At 42.9% G+C, this 15,859-nt stretch carries 12 protein-coding genes; 1 reads left to right on the top strand and 11 read right to left on the bottom strand.

What is annotated here, in order from left to right:
- Positions 1–475 precede the first annotated feature (475 nt).
- Both pssA and BA1DRAFT_RS05230 read right to left on the bottom strand, forming a co-directional pair.
- Positions 476–1,831: a CDP-diacylglycerol--serine O-phosphatidyltransferase gene (pssA, locus tag BA1DRAFT_RS05235; protein ID WP_036776794.1), complete on the bottom strand. Its 1,356-nt coding sequence runs from the start codon at positions 1,829–1,831 to the stop codon at positions 476–478.
- Positions 1,832–2,119: 288 nt separating this feature from the next.
- Entirely contained in the window at positions 2,120–4,762 is a 2,643-nt protein-coding gene (locus BA1DRAFT_RS05230) for a bifunctional acetate--CoA ligase family protein/GNAT family N-acetyltransferase (protein WP_036776791.1), read from the bottom strand.
- 321 nt (positions 4,763–5,083) lie between these two features.
- Between BA1DRAFT_RS05230 and BA1DRAFT_RS05225 the strand changes: the two genes are divergently transcribed.
- Positions 5,084–6,100 carry a tRNA/rRNA methyltransferase gene (locus tag BA1DRAFT_RS05225; protein ID WP_036776789.1) on the top strand — a complete coding sequence of 339 codons (1,017 nt, stop codon included), beginning with the start codon at positions 5,084–5,086 and terminating at the stop codon, positions 6,098–6,100.
- Between the two features lie 45 nt (positions 6,101–6,145).
- On the opposite strand, the gene emrB is transcribed toward BA1DRAFT_RS05225, so the two are convergent.
- From emrB to proV, 9 genes are all read right to left on the bottom strand, one after another.
- The gene (emrB, locus tag BA1DRAFT_RS05220) at positions 6,146–7,687 is read right to left on the bottom strand and encodes a multidrug efflux MFS transporter permease subunit EmrB (RefSeq protein ID WP_036776786.1); all 1,542 of its coding nucleotides are present in this window, start codon (positions 7,685–7,687) and stop codon (positions 6,146–6,148) included.
- Positions 7,688–7,701: 14 nt separating this feature from the next.
- Positions 7,702–8,886, bottom strand: a complete 1,185-nt coding sequence (gene emrA / locus BA1DRAFT_RS05215; RefSeq protein ID WP_036776783.1) for a multidrug efflux MFS transporter periplasmic adaptor subunit EmrA — start codon at positions 8,884–8,886, stop codon at positions 7,702–7,704.
- Between the two features lie 235 nt (positions 8,887–9,121).
- Positions 9,122–9,649, bottom strand: coding sequence for a transcriptional repressor MprA (mprA, locus tag BA1DRAFT_RS05210; RefSeq protein ID WP_036776777.1), 528 nt, complete (start codon positions 9,647–9,649; stop codon positions 9,122–9,124).
- Between the two features lie 129 nt (positions 9,650–9,778).
- Positions 9,779–10,117 carry an L-valine transporter subunit YgaH gene (ygaH, locus tag BA1DRAFT_RS05205; protein ID WP_036776775.1) on the bottom strand — a complete coding sequence of 113 codons (339 nt, stop codon included), beginning with the start codon at positions 10,115–10,117 and terminating at the stop codon, positions 9,779–9,781.
- Positions 10,114–10,872, bottom strand: a complete 759-nt coding sequence (locus BA1DRAFT_RS05200) for an AzlC family ABC transporter permease (RefSeq protein WP_036776773.1) — start codon at positions 10,870–10,872, stop codon at positions 10,114–10,116. The genes ygaH and BA1DRAFT_RS05200 overlap by 4 nt, the downstream gene beginning before the upstream one ends.
- 125 nt (positions 10,873–10,997) lie before the next feature.
- Complete coding sequence (locus BA1DRAFT_RS05195; RefSeq protein WP_036776771.1) at positions 10,998–12,188, bottom strand: MFS transporter; 1,191 nt, start codon at positions 12,186–12,188, stop codon at positions 10,998–11,000.
- A gap of 255 nt (positions 12,189–12,443) precedes the next feature.
- Positions 12,444–13,442 (bottom strand): glycine betaine/L-proline ABC transporter substrate-binding protein ProX, encoded by a 999-nt coding sequence (gene proX, locus BA1DRAFT_RS05190; RefSeq protein WP_036776768.1) that lies wholly within the window; start codon positions 13,440–13,442, stop codon positions 12,444–12,446.
- A gap of 68 nt (positions 13,443–13,510) precedes the next feature.
- Positions 13,511–14,596, bottom strand: a complete 1,086-nt coding sequence (proW, locus tag BA1DRAFT_RS05185) for a glycine betaine/L-proline ABC transporter permease ProW (RefSeq protein ID WP_036776762.1) — start codon at positions 14,594–14,596, stop codon at positions 13,511–13,513.
- Complete coding sequence (gene proV, locus BA1DRAFT_RS05180) at positions 14,589–15,788, bottom strand: glycine betaine/L-proline ABC transporter ATP-binding protein ProV (RefSeq protein ID WP_036776760.1); 1,200 nt, start codon at positions 15,786–15,788, stop codon at positions 14,589–14,591. The genes proW and proV overlap by 8 nt, the downstream gene beginning before the upstream one ends.
- Positions 15,789–15,859 lie beyond the last annotated feature (71 nt).

The following is a 15,859-nucleotide window of genomic DNA, read 5'->3' as shown; positions in this document are numbered from 1 at the left end:
AGCTCCTGAAGACGTTTTTGCTTGTATTGGCTAATCCGACTTTTTCTCATTTGGATATCCTAGATCAAATTACTTATCTAGGACAGCCCCTACTTCTTAATGAAAAGCTATTTTTTGAAGTCGTGCCGGGTATTTAAGTATCGAAAATAAATTTCATTATTTGAGTTTTATTTTTATCAGATATTGGGAATAAAGCTGAAAAGAGGGGGTGCTATGTTCTCTTAATTTGTTAAAAACCGCTATCCTTATTGTATAATATATGAGGCTTTAAAATAGTATATGATTAATAAGGTATATGTGACCTGCTATATTAATATTTCTAAAGAGAACATTAGAGAATTATGATTCGATAAAATTTTGTTATAAATGAAAATTGAAATTTATCAAATTAAAATTCGATGGTAAAAAATCTCCCGAAATATATTCAATATCAGGAGATTTGATTTAGAAAAGATAATTCGCTTTATCGATTCAATTACAGAATACGACTAATCAGTCTGTCTACCCGGATACGGCGTAAACGGCGGATAAGTTTACGTACTTTGACTGGGTAAAGCTGGATGCTGTCCAATTCCTGATAATTACTGACAACCGTAGTATAAGTACGGATACAGTGCAGTTCTTCTGTACGTTGCTCCTGCATTTCTTTATGAGGATCGTGGATAAGAATAGCATTTTCTAAATCTAGTCCCCAGGCACGAGGATTGAGATTATTTCCTGTAATCAATTGCCATTGATTATCCACCCACACACCTTTTAGGTGGTAGCTATTATCACCATCTTTCCATAACCTGATCGTCAGTTGATTGTTGTCAACATAACGCTGTAGTCTGCTGATGAAACGGCGCAGATTGATTTCATATAAATAGGGTAATGCGCCGATAATTTTAAATGGCTCTTCCGGTGGAATATAAAAATCGTTAGCAGTTTTATCGCCAACAATAATTTCCACGTGTTTACCTTTACGGAGTAGATTAACAATCCGCCGAACAATGATAGCTGGAAGATTAAAATACGGAGTACAAATAATCAGTTTTTGTTCTGTGCTGGCGATCAGATGGCTAATGGTTTTATTTAGTAGATTTTTCTTTCCCAGACCGGCAAGTGGAGTAACAGATAATTCATCATTCGTTGCCTGGTTATTTATTTTATAGGTCGTGTGCCTCAAAGAAAAACGTAATTGACGGATCAGGTTTTTAATTTCAGGAATACGAGGGCGATCCTTACAATCCAGTTTCTGTACCGCTCCTGTAGCGATAATGTAATTATCAACAAAGTGTTTCATTGCTTCTGCAAGTTCTGCATTGTGAAGCAAATGGTAGCGATCATAACGATATTTATCATGTTGGTGGAGATAAACGTCATTAATGCTTGCTCCGCTATAAATCACAGTATCGTCAAAGATAAACCCTTTTAAATGTAAAACACCCAGTGCTTCGCGGGTATTTACAGGCACACCTAGTACTGGAATTTTCACATCGGGATAAGCTTCTGCCATAGAACAATACCAATCGGCATTCGTTACCATTGCAGCGGCGCCAATTCGTCCACGTTGTGCCCGATGCCAGTCAACGAGCACTTTAATGTCCAAGTCTGGACGTTGTTGTTTAGCTGTATAAAGTGCATTCAGGATATCTCTCCCTGCATCATCATTTTCCAGATAGAGGGAGATGATATAAATATGTTTTTCAGCGTTAGCAATTTTTTCCAGCAGGGTGCTGCGGAACACTTCAGGTTGATAAAGTGTTTTAACATCAGCAACTGACTGAGGTAGCTTAGGCAGTTGTGCAAGGTGTTGTTGATGTTTAGCTTGTTTGAATTTAGACAACATCACAGTGCGCTTTTTCTCTTATGTTGGATGGCTAAAAGACTACTATACCCGTTATCTTTCAAGTTGCCTCTTTGTTGGCTGCACTCACTCACCCCGGTCACATAGTTTGCTATGCTCCCGGGGATTCGCTCCCTTGCCGTCGCGATGCATCTTGAAATCCATAGGGTATATGTAAAGCAATGAATCAAATGATCTGGCGATAATACCATTAGTCTGACTAATTGTGAGCATGATTTAACGCTCTAATGCCTAATGATTCAAGTCTGTGCGATTCATCACGAAGTTGATTTAAAGTTCGAGGGATAAGTTTACAATGCTATCCTCAAATTGAACATCTATGGTAAATCCCAGTTTTTTAGCCAGTTTTATCATAGTACGGTTTTCTGGCATGGTGATAGCATTTAGGCGGTTTATGCCATGTTCTCGCGTATAGTTAATCAGTTTTATCATAAGCTGATATCCAAGGGTAATCCCTTTTAAGTCAGAACGCACTAGCACAGCGAATTCTGCTTCGACATTATCAGGATCGGCTATGGCACGAGTAACCCCGATAATTTCCGGAGTCGTTTTAGGATGTCGTACGGCAACAAATGCCATTTCTCGGTCGTAATCAATTTGAGTCATATTTGCCAGATCATCGTGTGTAAATTCGCTGATTTCACTAAAGTAGCGGTAATAGAGATCTTCTTTAGTAACCTGGCTGATAAAATCTTTCAGCAACGGTTCATCTTCTGGCAAAATCGGGCGTAGCAGGCATTCAGCACCTCCTTTGAGTCTTATCATTTCTTCTAATTCGCCTGGATATGGACGGATAGCTAATCTGGTTCGTGGATCACCTTCTATCGAAGATAATTCCATTGAAACATCTAATAATGTGAATTCGTCTCCAGAAGCCAGTAACGGATGAATATCTAGTCGTACAATTTGCGGGCAATCAAGTAACAGATTAGATACCTGAACTAACAGTCGGCTGAGTGCTAGTATGTCTAATGATTGGGGAGCGCCCTTGAGCTTAATTTTTCTACCTTTAATCGCCTGAATAACCAGATATCGCGCTAGTGCCATATTGAGTGGCGGCAACGCGACGGCTACTTGTGTTTCCTGTGACCACTCAATACCGCCTTCACCTAACATAATCAGTGGGCCAAATACCTCATCTTGTTCTACGGCAATACGTAGCTCTTGTGCGCCGGCACGGTTTGCCATGCTTTGAACTAACAGCCCTTGAATTCTTGCGTATGGGAAATTCTGGTTGACACGTTCGATAATCGCTTGAGCAGAAGCCTTGACTTCATTTGCATTTCGCAAATAGAGCATAACCCCCTGAACTTCTGATTTATGTGGGATATCTGGCGAGCGTAATTTCAGAGCGACAGGATAACCGATCTGCTGGGCAATATTGACTGCTTCATCACTGTTATAAGCAATCCATGTTGGCAATGTATTGAGGCCATAGGCTGCCAGAATAGGTTGAACTTCATGGGTATCTAGACGAGAGTTTCCTTGTTCCAGCGCTTGTTGTATGCATTGATGGGCACGTGCAGTATTAGCGGTGATGTTTGCTGGTAGGGCGGGAGTTTCTGTTAATTGTTTCTGATTGCGACGATATTCCACCATGTGCATGAAAGCAGTAATTGCCCCTTCAGGGGTGCGATAAGTTGGAATACCTGCTTCACTGAATAGGCGGCGTGCTTCTTGAGAAGAGTATTCACCACACCAATTGGTAAAAATAGTTAGCCATTTTCCCCTTGGGTGTTTACGGATTGTTTCAATGACTTTGGTGGCGGTTTGAATACCGGGAGCAATTGCGCTAGGAGAATGGATGAGCAACAGGGCATCATGGTCGTGGCTGTCTAGTAATGGTTTTAACGCAGCGATATAACGGTCCACCGTGGAGTCATCTTTTAAATCCAGCGGATTATGCAGGGAGATAGTTTCTGGTAATTGTGTTTTTAATGCCTTCGTTGTCTCTTCACCTAATATTGCGAGTTTACCGTTACGGCGGAATAACTCATCCAGCGCCATTGCGGTTGGAGCAGCGCCATTGCTGACGATAAATAGTCGTTCTCCCCGTAAAGGTGACATATGGCTTAGGGTTTCTACAGCAGAAAACATTTCATGCGTATCTTGCACGCGTAATAATCCGGCTCGCTGAATTGCTGCATCATAAGCTGCATCCAGATTTTGTTGTTCACCAAGTAATTTCTGTGCTCGCTTGGTGCGACCGCTTTTGACCACCAAAATAGGTTTATTGCGGGAAGCGCTTCTGGATGCAGAAAGAAAGCGGCGAGCGTCATGGACATGTTCTACATAGAGCAAGATAGCGCTGGTTTTACTGTCACGAGCCAGAAAATCGAGCAGATGATCAATATCGATATCTACACTGTCACCTAACGCGATAAAGTAGGAAAATCCGACTCCCCGATGTTGCGCCCAGTCAAGAATCGTGTTTGAGACTGCCGCAGATTGAGAAATAAAGGCTAATTTCCCTTTGAGAATTGGAATCGGAGAAAAGCTGGCATTCAGCCCTTGCCAGGGGGCTAATAGTCCCAAACTGTTTGGTCCTAGTAGTCGGATGCTATAGTGCTGGCAACACTGTTTTAGTTCAGGAAATTGAGGCTTTGGTGAAGAAAGAATAATCACTGTTTTGCAACCCAATTGCCCCAGCTGTTCCAGACATTGCAAATTGCGGTGGTGATGAGTACAGATAATGGCTAAATCTGGTGTGATTGGTAATTTATCTATTGAAGGGTAAGCGAAAACCCCTTGAACAGAACGACTATTGGGAGTTACCGGTAATATTGGCCCGGCAAAGCCTCCTGCGAGCAGGTTGCGCATCATAACTGAACCCGCTCGTTCTGGTTTTTCTGAGGCACCAATTACAGCAATGGATTTAGGGCGTAATAAAGCTTCAAGTCCGCGCTGGCTCATCAGGAGGCTCCTTATTTGTGGTTAATTGATAACTGTAGCTGATTTCGCAAATCATTGCTGTGACTTACGTTATCGGATGCGGTTGCTGGGAAGCAATTAAATTGTCAGCTTGTTCCAAAATGGTCCCAGGCTGTAGCTTGAATATCTTCGGTGGGTGTCTGTTTCAACAGGTGGCCTGACTGTGCTCTCCGTAGCAAGTACGGCATGCCTTGCCGAAAGCAGGAAAATTAAGGACGCATTTTATTGGATTATGGTTGTCAGAGGTAGCTTAAGATGCGCACATCAGGTAATCTTCGCGCCATAAAGCAGTTGGAGAAACGAATGAACGATTCATACAGTGGTAAAAATGGCAAAGTCAAAGTGATGTATGTCCGCAGTGAGGGCGATCATGACAGCCGCAGCAATAACAAACGTCCGTCTGGCAAAGGGCGCGATCAAGGTCAGCGTCGTCGGGACGGTGAGCGCACATCCCGTTCTCCGCGTGTCAATGAGCGTGAAAGATCGCCTTGGAAAACAGTGTCACGCCCTGAGAGTGATTCTTTACCATCAGAGCATGGTGGTATCAGTGGGAAAAGCCAGATTGATCCTGAACAGCTCCGTCGTCAGCGCATGGAAGAAACCCGGATTTATGGTGAAAATGCTTGTCAGGCGATGTTTAAAAACCGTTCTGAAGCGATAGTGCGTGCCTGGTTTGTTGAGTCAGTGACACCGCGTTTCCGCAATGCGCTGAAATGGATGGCTGCTAACCGTAAAGCCTATCATGTTGTGGATGAAGCTGAACTGACAAAAGTGTCAGGTACTGAACATCATGGTGGTGTTTGTTTTCTGATTAAGAAACGTAACGGCTTGGATGCAGAGACCTATCTGAAAGATGCACCGGCAAAAGATTGTGTTTTGGCTCTTGAAGATGTGGGTAATCCTCACAACCTTGGCGCTATTATGCGAAGCTGTGCGCATTTCGGTGTGCAAGGGGTGATTTTGCACGATGTGGCCTTGCTGGAGTCGGGGGCGGCTATCCGTACAGCAGAAGGTGGCGCTGAGCATATTAAAGGTATTGATGCTGATAGCTTGCTCACCACATTGAATAAATTTCGTCAAGCGGGTTACACCATTGTGACGACATCCAGCCATAAAGGTAGTACCGATTTAGCTAAAGCTGAATTACCGGAAAAAATGGTTCTGGTTCTTGGTCAGGAACGTGATGGTTTGAGTGACAGTGCTTGGAAACATGGTGATATGGGCTTGTTTGTTGGTGGCACGGGTTTAGTCGAAAGTCTGAACGTTTCTGTTGCAACTGGCATTATGCTGGCTGAATGGTGGCGACAGAATAAAGTTTGATAGGAAAAGCGGGGAATGTCATGTTCCCCGCTTTGCTATTAAGATTTAGTGCGCTCCGCCAATATTCTCTTTACTTCCTTGTGTGAATGGTGGTTTCGCAAACCAGACGAGTACGATTAATATCAGGAATACGCTGGCGGAGAGCCAGAAAATTTCATTCGCTGAAATTATGAGCCCTTGATGGGTAATCTCTTTTGCCAGATAAGCGGGAATTTGTTGGTTACTCATTCCCGATTCCGATAATTGTTGATAAATCTGTTGAGTGTCGGGGCTATAAGGGTTGATGTGTTCGGTAAAATGGGAATGATGCATTGATTCCCGTTGGGTCCACATGGTTGTTGTTAGTGATGTTCCTACTGAACCTGCCAATGTTCGGATAAAATTCGATAGACTGGATGCGGATGCCACTCGCCCTGCCGGTAAGCCAGAAAGGGTAATGGTTGTGAGTGGCATAAAGAAACAGGCAATAGCAAACCCCTGGATAAACTGAGGCCATGCGACTGCGGCAAAATCCATGCCTGGTTCGAATGTATATGCACGCCAGTAATAGCAGATGGCATAAACAACAAAGCTGAACGTCACTATGTAGCGCATATCTGCTCTATTGCTGAATTTACCAATCAGTGGAGAAATGATGAGTGGCAACAATCCTACCGGTGCTGATGCAAGACCTGACCAGGTTGCTGTATAACCGAACACCTCCTGTAGTAACTGAGGTAATAACACAATTGTGCCGAAATAGAGCATATAAGCTAAGCTCAAACAGAAGCAGCCAATTGTAAAATTACGTTCTTTGAACAGTGATAGGTCGATAATCGGGTTATCGTCGGTCAACTCCCATACCACCAAAAATGCTAATGAGATGATTGCGATAACCGCCAAGATGATAATTTCTGTAGAATTAAACCAGTCTAGCTCTTTACCCTGATCTAGCATGATTTGTAAACAACCAACGCCGACAACCAACAACATCAGTCCTATTGTGTCGATAGGTTTGATCTCTGTTTGAGTTTCACGTCCTTTCAGAGTTTGCATAGCAATCAGAATAATCGCTATACCAACAGGAACGTTGATAAAGAAAATCCATCCCCAATGGTAGTTATCACTGATGTAACCACCCAGAATAGGGCCAAAAATCGGCGCGACAATAATCGTGAGTGACCATAACGCCAATGCCATATTTCCTTTGGCTGGTGGATAATTGTTCAGAAGTAGGCTTTGTGAAAGAGGGATAAGAGGACCTGCAACTAATCCTTGAATAACCCGAAAGAAGATTAGCATGTTAAGACTGTTGGAAATACCGCATAGCCAGGAAGCGATGGAGAATAGTGCGGTTGACCAGATGAATAATTTAACTTCGCCGATGCGTTTTGCCAGCCATCCAGTAATCGGGATGGATATCGCATTGGCAACGCCGAAAGAAGTAATTACCCAGATCCCTTGAGAATTTGATGATCCCAGATTACCTGAAATAGTGGGTATCGCTACGTTAGCAATGGTGGAATCCAACACTTGCATGAATGTTGCCAAGGATAACGCAATGGTCATCCATGCAAGTTTGGCACCTGTAAGCGGCTGTCTTATCACCTTGGCCTCCGGTATTATTTTCCAGCATTACTATTAATAATGTCATTAACTATCTTATTGGCAGGAGACATATCTATTGCCAGAGCCGTGGTGTGATAAGCCGATTTAGTGCGTGTTTTATCAGACAGAACGGGGCCGTCAGGATTTGTAGTATCTACTCTGACTTTAGTCGAGAGGCCGATGCGTAATGGGTATTTTTCTAATTGCCCAGGATCAAACTCAATGCGGATGGGTAAACGTTGTACAACCTTAATCCAATTGCCACTGGCGTTCTGAGCGGGTAATAAAGAGAAGGCGCTGCCGGTACCCATATCAAGGCCAGTAATTTTGCCGCTAAATACTTTGCTCCCACCATAGAAATCGCTGGTGATTTCCACGGGTTGACCAATGCGCATACCAGAAATTTGCGTCTCTTTGAAGTTAGCTTCGATCCACATATCGTTTGCCGAAACTATCGCCATTAGTGGAGTATTTTTATTAATTTGAGCACCAACTTGTACACTACGGCGTGAGACATAGCCATCAATTGGGCTGACTATTTTCGTGCGTTGTAGTGCCAGCCAGGCATTACGGACTTCCGTTGCAGCTTGTTCAACGGCAGGTTGTTTCTCTAGAGGCGTATTCAAAACAATTGCTTGATTAGCGTTATATTGTTCGATAGCCATATCCAGCGCGGCTTGGGCACTGGCGACGGCCTCCTGTGCATGTTGCAACTCTTCTTTGCCAATGACTTTTTGAACGCTAAGTATTTCACGACGGCTAAGATCATTTCGAACTTTGGTTAATTCGGATCTGCGTAGAGCGATGTTAGCCTGATACTGTTTACTGTTAACTATCTGTTGATGTGTTTGGCGAACACTGTTGGCTAATGCTGTTTTTGCTTTTTCTAATGCTAATTCTGCATCACGGGGATCGAGTTGTACCAATACACTACCGCTTTTCACAAAGTCAGTATTATCAAAGTTAACTGTGATTACACTGCCAGCAACTTGCGACATGATTTGAACTTGATTACCTGTAACGTAGGCGTTATCTGTTTCTTGGTGGTGGCGTAAAATGAGAAACCAATAGAAAAAGTAGGCAACACCTAGCAGGGCGAAGACAAGGGTTAGTAACACTAAGGCACGACTGCGTTGCCTTTTTTTGCTACTGTTTGGATCTTGTGCCGCTTGTACTTCTATTTCCTCATTTGCGCTCATAGTAAATCCCCATGCTTGTTATTTATCTTCTAGTAATACTATTTTTTTTCAGATCACCTTCCAGTAGCGCTATATCATCGCTACTGGAAAGGTGAACGACACAGGATCCAATGTTATCGAAGAATAATAGTTAGCTTTTTGCAGAAAATATCATCTTAGCTAACAGGAAAATTTTTTCGAACAATTTGACCAAGAAAGTATTGTTTGATCAAAAATTGATCGATTAAACAACAAGCTATTTTTTGATACAATCGCCCATTGTATCAAGTCTGACCAGTAATTTTCTCATTAACTTTTCTAACTGTTTTTGTTCCTCCTGGTCAAGACATGACCAAAGTCTTCTCAGGCAATCATGTTGAGGTGGAAGCAAACTATTTAAAAATTTTGTACCTTGTTCTGTCAGATGAAGATGAAGGCAACGGCGGTCGTTATGACTTTCCTTTCTTTCAATCCATTCCTGTTTCTCTAATTCATCAGCAATACGAGTGGCATTAGTACGGGAAGAACCCAATGCGGCACTTAATTCTGATGGCTGAATGCTGTGGCTTTCCTTAGTATCAAGGATCATCAGGGCCATGAACAAAGTTTCATTGATTCCTTGAGCTTTCAGCATGTTATTACGGTTTTCAAGCAATTTACTTTGGACGTGCATTGATAACCTAGTCAACAGGATCTCTTGATAAGGGATATCTTTATTTAATTTGGCTTGCTGTGCTGCACGAATATTCAGTAATTCTTCGGTAGGCGTAAACGAACTTTCCATTATTTAGATACCTTATTAGTTTCAACTGGTAAGATAACTTTTGTTATCAAACATCCAAATGGTATATTAAAAGATAAATTTAGCAATTGTAGTTATTTGTTATCATCATATTTCTTTTGATATTGATACCTAATTCATAAATATTTTGAATGTTAGTCCAAAAAGCAGCGCGCCGAGCAACGTTGCGAGTATAATTTTCCTTGTTTTGTAAAAGACTAAGCAGATGGTCAGACAACCTATGAGGGTAGGAAATAGCTTTTGACTCTCTCTCATCACATCAGGTACACCCGATACGATGAGTAAAGAACAAATGGATGCAATACCAATACTGTCAAGAATAATGCTTGTTTTTCCACCTTTCCTGCCGGCAGATTGGCGTGCTTTCCCAAACCGCAGTGGCAGATAGCGAAACGAAAAGTTAGCTAACCCAACAAATAGCCCAATAAGCAAAATCTTGCTGTCAATCATGGTGTTTCCTTTTGTTCACAAGAATCATCGCAACTATTTTGCGGTTGTAACAGTGCTGCGATACAGCCACCGGCAATACCTGCCAGAATAGCAACTGGAATTGAAAAAAATGTAATTCCCAACAGTGCCCCGGTTAGCGCGGTTGCAACACAATAACTATTTTGCTTTCTGCAAGAAGCAAGAAGAAAACTGAGAAACAGTGCTGGTAACATGAAAATCATGGCAGCTTCTACGGCAGGATAGGATTCCAAATAACCGTTACCAAGAAATGCCCCGGCTGCGGTACCTGCGATCCAGGCCAGCCAGGAACAGATCGCAATAGCAACCATCCAGTTTTCACTCCAACTCCGTTGGTTCTTAATGAGTTTTGCGGTAGCGGCGGCAAAAACTTCATCTGTCAGACCGAAAGCCCAAATAACGGTTTTTTTCTCCGTTAACTTATCTTTGATACGGTGCCTCAAAGATGGGCCATAAAGGATATGGCGAACATCCATTGCCATGATTGTTAGGGCAGAGATCCATAGTGATGTGCCAGCGCTTAATAAAGCTGTGATGACAAATTGACTTGCACCGGCGTAGATGATGCATGAAAAGAAAATGGCTTCTATTGGGTTGAAGCCAAGTTTTACGGCATTAAGACCAAAAGCAAAGGCTACGGGAATGTAACCGATGACAATAGGTAAACTGTCTATTATTCCTTCAGTAAAAGAAGATTTTTTACTGGTTAAGGGGGATGATGTATCAGAAACAGGCATAAAGTCCATCTGGTTATATAAATGTTATGTAACATTAACAAAAGGAAATCAAATAGAAAATATCATCCTTAATAAATGTTTCATAAATGTTTTTATTTAAGCATTTTTTATCATAGCCTGTTTTTTTACAACGTCTTTGGTTCGTACTTTTTGCCCAAAAACCATACGATTAGGCTGATTATACAGATAGCCATGCCAGCGGCGGCAACGCCATACCAACCTGCGTGTTTGTAAGCATAGCCTGAAACCAGAGAGCCAAAGGCCCCGCCGATAAAATAGATGGTCATGTAAGCGGCAGTGAGTCGGTTTCTGGCTTCTGGCATAATGCGGTATATCGTGCTTTGATTCGTAACGTGAACACCTTGAATCGCAATATCAAGGAGAAAAATACCAATCAGAAAGCCAATTAATGATTCTTTGGCTAAGCCGATCGGTATCCATGAAAGAAGTAATAGCACCAGAGAAATGGTGGTGGTCAGAGAGCCTTTTCCTTTATCAACGAGTTGCCCAGTTTTGGCTGCCATTAGTGCTCCGGCGGCGCCGACTAACCCAAATAAGCCGATTACGCCTTCGGAATAGTTAAAAGGAGGCGCTGAGAGCAAGAATGCCATTGATGTCCATAGCATGCTGAAATTGGCAAATGTCAGTGCTCCCAGTATAGAGCGTACTCTTAGAAGAGGGGTTGTAGTAACGAATTTTGCAATAGAGCGTAGTAATTGGAAATAATTGAGATCAGTTACTTGTTTATAACGGGGCAGGTAGCGCCATAATGTTAAAGAAAGGATCACTAATAAGACGCTGGCAACCCAAAAAACAGTTCGCCAGCCACCAAGAGTCGCCATTGTTCCTGATATGGTTCTTGCCAGTAATATTCCAAGCAGTAAACCGCTCATAATCGTACCGACAGCTTTCCCGCGCTGGTGGGGGAGGGCAAGTGTCGCGGCCAGAGGAACCAGTACTTGGGCGACTACCGAAAATAAGCCCGTCAGTGCCGTTCCTAATAGCATTTGCCAGATGTTTTGCGATGTAGCGGTAATCAATAATCCAACGGCGGCTAATATTGTCATGGAGACAATCAGGCCGCGTCGCTCAAATATATCACCCAGTGGAACAAGGAATATCAAGCCGACGGCATAGCTCAATTGAGCTGTGGTCACAATAAATCCCGCTTCATTGGCGGTCAGATTAAATTGTAGTGCGATAGTATCGAGCAGTGGTTGCGCATAGTAGTTGCTGGCGACAACCAGACCTGTGGCGATCGCCATCAGAGCTACTAAAGCAGGGCTTAATGATGTACGGGAAATATTTTCTTCCATAGATAGGTTTTCTTATATTTAAACAGCAGGTTAAGTGAGGGAGATAGATATTTAATTTATTAAAAACAGTAAGTAGTCACGTGATAAATTTTTCACATTGTAATGATTTTTTATTATCAGATTCAATGTTAAAACAGAGGGAATCGAGGGGTTAAACTTAAAAACACTAATTGAGTCGATAAGTTTGGTATAAAAGAAAATGAAAGTGAAAAATAGTGAATTGGTATAGACCAATTCACTGTGATATCCAGAATGTTAATTATTTTCGGCAGCCTTGGCGGCGGTTTCGATCCAACCATCAAACAATTTCTGATGAGCCTTAATCCAACCATTGGCGTGACGTTCAATCTCCGCTTGTGATGCTTCACCATTGTGCATCCGCAGGTTTTGGGCGTTGATATCAGCGAGGGGCATTTTCATGATAGAAAATAGTTTGGCGGCGGACGGGTTGACTTCTGCCCACTTTTTATTGGCGGCAATGTGCATAATACTTGGCGGGAAACCATAGTTAGCACCATTTGGCAGTTTCGTATCTATCCTTTCATCGTTAGGCATAGCGGAGAAAGGAACTTGTAGCCAGACAACATCTTTGCCCGGTTTCAGCACATCACTGACCCAATAAGGTGTCCATGTGTAATATAAGATGGGTTTGCCTTCTTTATAGCGGGTAATAGTATCTGCCATCATGGCCGCATAGTTCCCTTGATTATGCTCAACGCTATTGTTTAAACCATAAGCTTTAAGATGATGGTTAATGGCGATTTCACAGCCCCAACCGGGATTACAGCCAGTCAAATCGGCTTTGCCATTACCGTTAGTATCGAATAATTTGGCTATTTTCGGATCTTTCAGTTGGGCAATATTCGTGATGTTGTATTTTTCCGCTGTTTTTTTGTCGATTAAGTACCCCTGAGCGGCATTTTCTACATAGTTGCCAACACGGTAGAATTTTGCGTTGCCGCCTGTTGCCTGATATTGGGTGTTGTGCAGAGGTTCCCAACTTACAGCCATAAAGGTTGCGTCACCGGAAGCGATAGAGGAATAGGCGACGTTGTAGTCTACTTCTTTGATGGGTTTGACATCATAGCCAAGTTTTTCCAATGCCTTATTGACGATCAGCGTCTGGAATGTTTCTTCGCTAAGGGTGCTTTGTACGGGTTGTACGCTGATACCTTTACCTGGTAATTCGACAGCGAATAATTGAGAGCTTATCAGTGATGACAGGGATATCGCCCAGATAACTATTTTGCGCATGGTTTTTCTCCTGTTGCAGTTATCATGTGTTTACCAAACTGTTGTGGTTTGATAGGTGTTTTTGAAGGTTATGCTTTTTGGCTGAATAAACGGGTAATTAATCCAATTGGTCCGGCGGCATACCAGCGATTTATTCCTTTGGTTCGGTTATCGCGACCAAGAGACTGTGTTAGGCGGTCAAGGAGAATCGCCAGAATAACAATCCCGACTCCACCTACTGTGGCAAGCCCCATATCGAGACGGCCAATACCTCGCAAAACCATCTGGCCTAAACCACCAACTGCAATCATTGATGCAATAACAACCATTGATAGGGCCAGCATCAGGGTTTGGTTGACACCGGCCATAATGGTTGGCATAGCCAGTGGTAACTGAACTTTAAACAGCATCTGGCGAGGGCTGGCGCCAAAAGATTCGGCTGCTTCTATCAGATCTGTCGGAACTTGTTTGATGCCTAAAATTGTCAGACGGACAATTGGGGGAAGAGCAAAGATAATGGTCACGATAACCCCAGGCACGTTACCGATGCCAAACAGCATGACAATCGGGACCAGATAGACGAATGCCGGTGTGGTTTGCATGGCATCAAGCAGGGGTTGAATGATTTTTGCAGCTCTTTTGCTGTGTGCCAGCCATATACCGAGTGGTAAGCCAACGATAGTGCAGAACAACAGAGATGTCAGAGCTAGTGATAGCGTAACCATCGCTTCAGACCATGCGCCTATTGCACCAATAATTACCAGAGAAATCAGCGCGGTAATACCCATACCAATTCCTGATAACTGCCAGGCAATCAAGGCGAAAAATAGGATGGCAATAGGGGCCGGTATTGAAGTCAGACATTGTTCAAAGCCACTGAGAACAAAGTCAATGGGGACGCGTATTCCCTGAAATGCGGGACGAAAATTTAGCACAATCCAATCAATAGCATGTGTTACCCATGAATCTAAGGGGATAAGTGGGTGTTGGAATGGGTCCATGATATTGAAATGTTCAGGCTGTACCGTAGTTGTGGGAGCATCCAGCCAGTCAGAACCTGTTGCATTGTCAGCACTGGTTCCGTTACTCCAGGGATCTGTATTATCCGCAGTGGAGGAAGGGGTATCCTGTGTATTCTGTCCGGGCTGAGTTTGATGTTCGTTTTGGTTACTCATTTGGTGTCTCCTTATCTAATGCCTGCAACAGCATCCCTTTGGAAATAACGCCGATGTATTTGTCGTTATTTCCAACAACCGGAACCGCACAAGGTGATTGTGCTACAACAGCAATCAGCTCATTGAGGGGCATATCTGCGGCAACGGCAGTCGGTTCCGCTAATATGGCGTGTTCAATAGGTTTTTTTTCCCGTAATGCTTTTTCCAATGAATTTGTGGAAACTATACCGGCGAATTTTTGTCCATGTTCGATCAAGTAACCATAGTTTCTGTTTTCGTCATCGAGGACTTTCAATGCAGAAAGAGGACCAAAACCGGGTGCAATATGGAGCAAAGAGTCTGGACGGCGGCGGGCAATGTCTTTAGCACTAAATACATGGCTGATATCTACGCCACGGAAGAAAGTTTTCACATAGTCATTTGCTGGATTGTTCAGGATTTCGTCAGGTGTGCCGACTTGTACAACAACACCGTCTTGCATAATGGCAATCCGATCGCCGATGCGCATTGCTTCATCTAAATCATGAGAAATAAAAACGATAGTCCGCGGCTGATTGCCTTGCAGACTTAGCAGTTCATCTTGCATTTCTGTACGAATTAATGGGTCAAGGGCAGAAAACGCTTCATCCATTAGCAAAATATCTGGGTTATTAGCTAATGCTCTGGCAAGCCCGACACGTTGGCGCATTCCGCCTGAGAGCTCATCTGGATAGGATTGCGCATAATTTTCCAGATTTACCTGTTTCAGTGCATCTAATGCTTTTTTATCGCGTTCTTGTTTGGCGATACCGGCAAGTTCCATACCAAAGGCGCTGTTTTCCAGTACGTTTAGATGTGGCATCAGTGCAAATGATTGGAAAACCATACTGATTTTGTTACGGCGAATTTCTCTTAATGCTGTTTCTGGAATCTCAGAAATATCTTCACCGTCAATTAATACCTGGCCGCGAGTCGGTTTTATCAGGCGATTGAGAAGGCGTACCATTGTGGATTTGCCGGAGCCTGATAATCCCATGATGACAAATATTTCGCCTTCTTCAATGGCCAGATTGGCATTTTGTATGCCGACAGTCATACCTGTCTTTTCAAATATCTGATCTTTGCTTAAGCCTGAATTCAATAATTTGAAAGCATGTTCTGGGTGATCGCCAAATATCTTATAGAGGTTTTTAACTTCAAGTTTAATTGCCATGAAATAGTTACTTTCCTTTCAATGGTTATGTGATGGTGTTATGCATTATTCATCTCTGCATGATTTTGAAT

The organism is Photorhabdus aegyptia (genome assembly GCF_000612035.1).
GTDB lineage: Bacteria > Pseudomonadota > Gammaproteobacteria > Enterobacterales > Enterobacteriaceae > Photorhabdus > Photorhabdus akhurstii.
This window is presented reverse-complemented; position numbering and strand designations above follow the sequence as displayed.

What these genes read in the sequence shown, in the direction of transcription:
- pssA (WP_036776794.1), bottom strand. Translation starts at nt 1,831, where the DNA reads ATGTTGTCTAAATTCAAACAAGCTAAACATCAACAACACCTTGCACAA.
- BA1DRAFT_RS05230 (WP_036776791.1), bottom strand. Translation starts at nt 4,762, where the DNA reads ATGAGCCAGCGCGGACTTGAAGCTTTATTACGCCCTAAATCCATTGCT.
- BA1DRAFT_RS05225 (WP_036776789.1), top strand. Translation starts at nt 5,084, where the DNA reads ATGAACGATTCATACAGTGGTAAAAATGGCAAAGTCAAAGTGATGTAT.
- emrA (WP_036776783.1), bottom strand. Translation starts at nt 8,886, where the DNA reads ATGAGCGCAAATGAGGAAATAGAAGTACAAGCGGCACAAGATCCAAAC.
- mprA (WP_036776777.1), bottom strand. Translation starts at nt 9,649, where the DNA reads ATGGAAAGTTCGTTTACGCCTACCGAAGAATTACTGAATATTCGTGCA.
- ygaH (WP_036776775.1), bottom strand. Translation starts at nt 10,117, where the DNA reads ATGATTGACAGCAAGATTTTGCTTATTGGGCTATTTGTTGGGTTAGCT.
- BA1DRAFT_RS05200 (WP_036776773.1), bottom strand. Translation starts at nt 10,872, where the DNA reads ATGCCTGTTTCTGATACATCATCCCCCTTAACCAGTAAAAAATCTTCT.
- BA1DRAFT_RS05195 (WP_036776771.1), bottom strand. Translation starts at nt 12,188, where the DNA reads ATGGAAGAAAATATTTCCCGTACATCATTAAGCCCTGCTTTAGTAGCT.
- proX (WP_036776768.1), bottom strand. Translation starts at nt 13,442, where the DNA reads ATGCGCAAAATAGTTATCTGGGCGATATCCCTGTCATCACTGATAAGC.
- proW (WP_036776762.1), bottom strand. Translation starts at nt 14,596, where the DNA reads ATGAGTAACCAAAACGAACATCAAACTCAGCCCGGACAGAATACACAG.
- proV (WP_036776760.1), bottom strand. Translation starts at nt 15,788, where the DNA reads ATGGCAATTAAACTTGAAGTTAAAAACCTCTATAAGATATTTGGCGAT.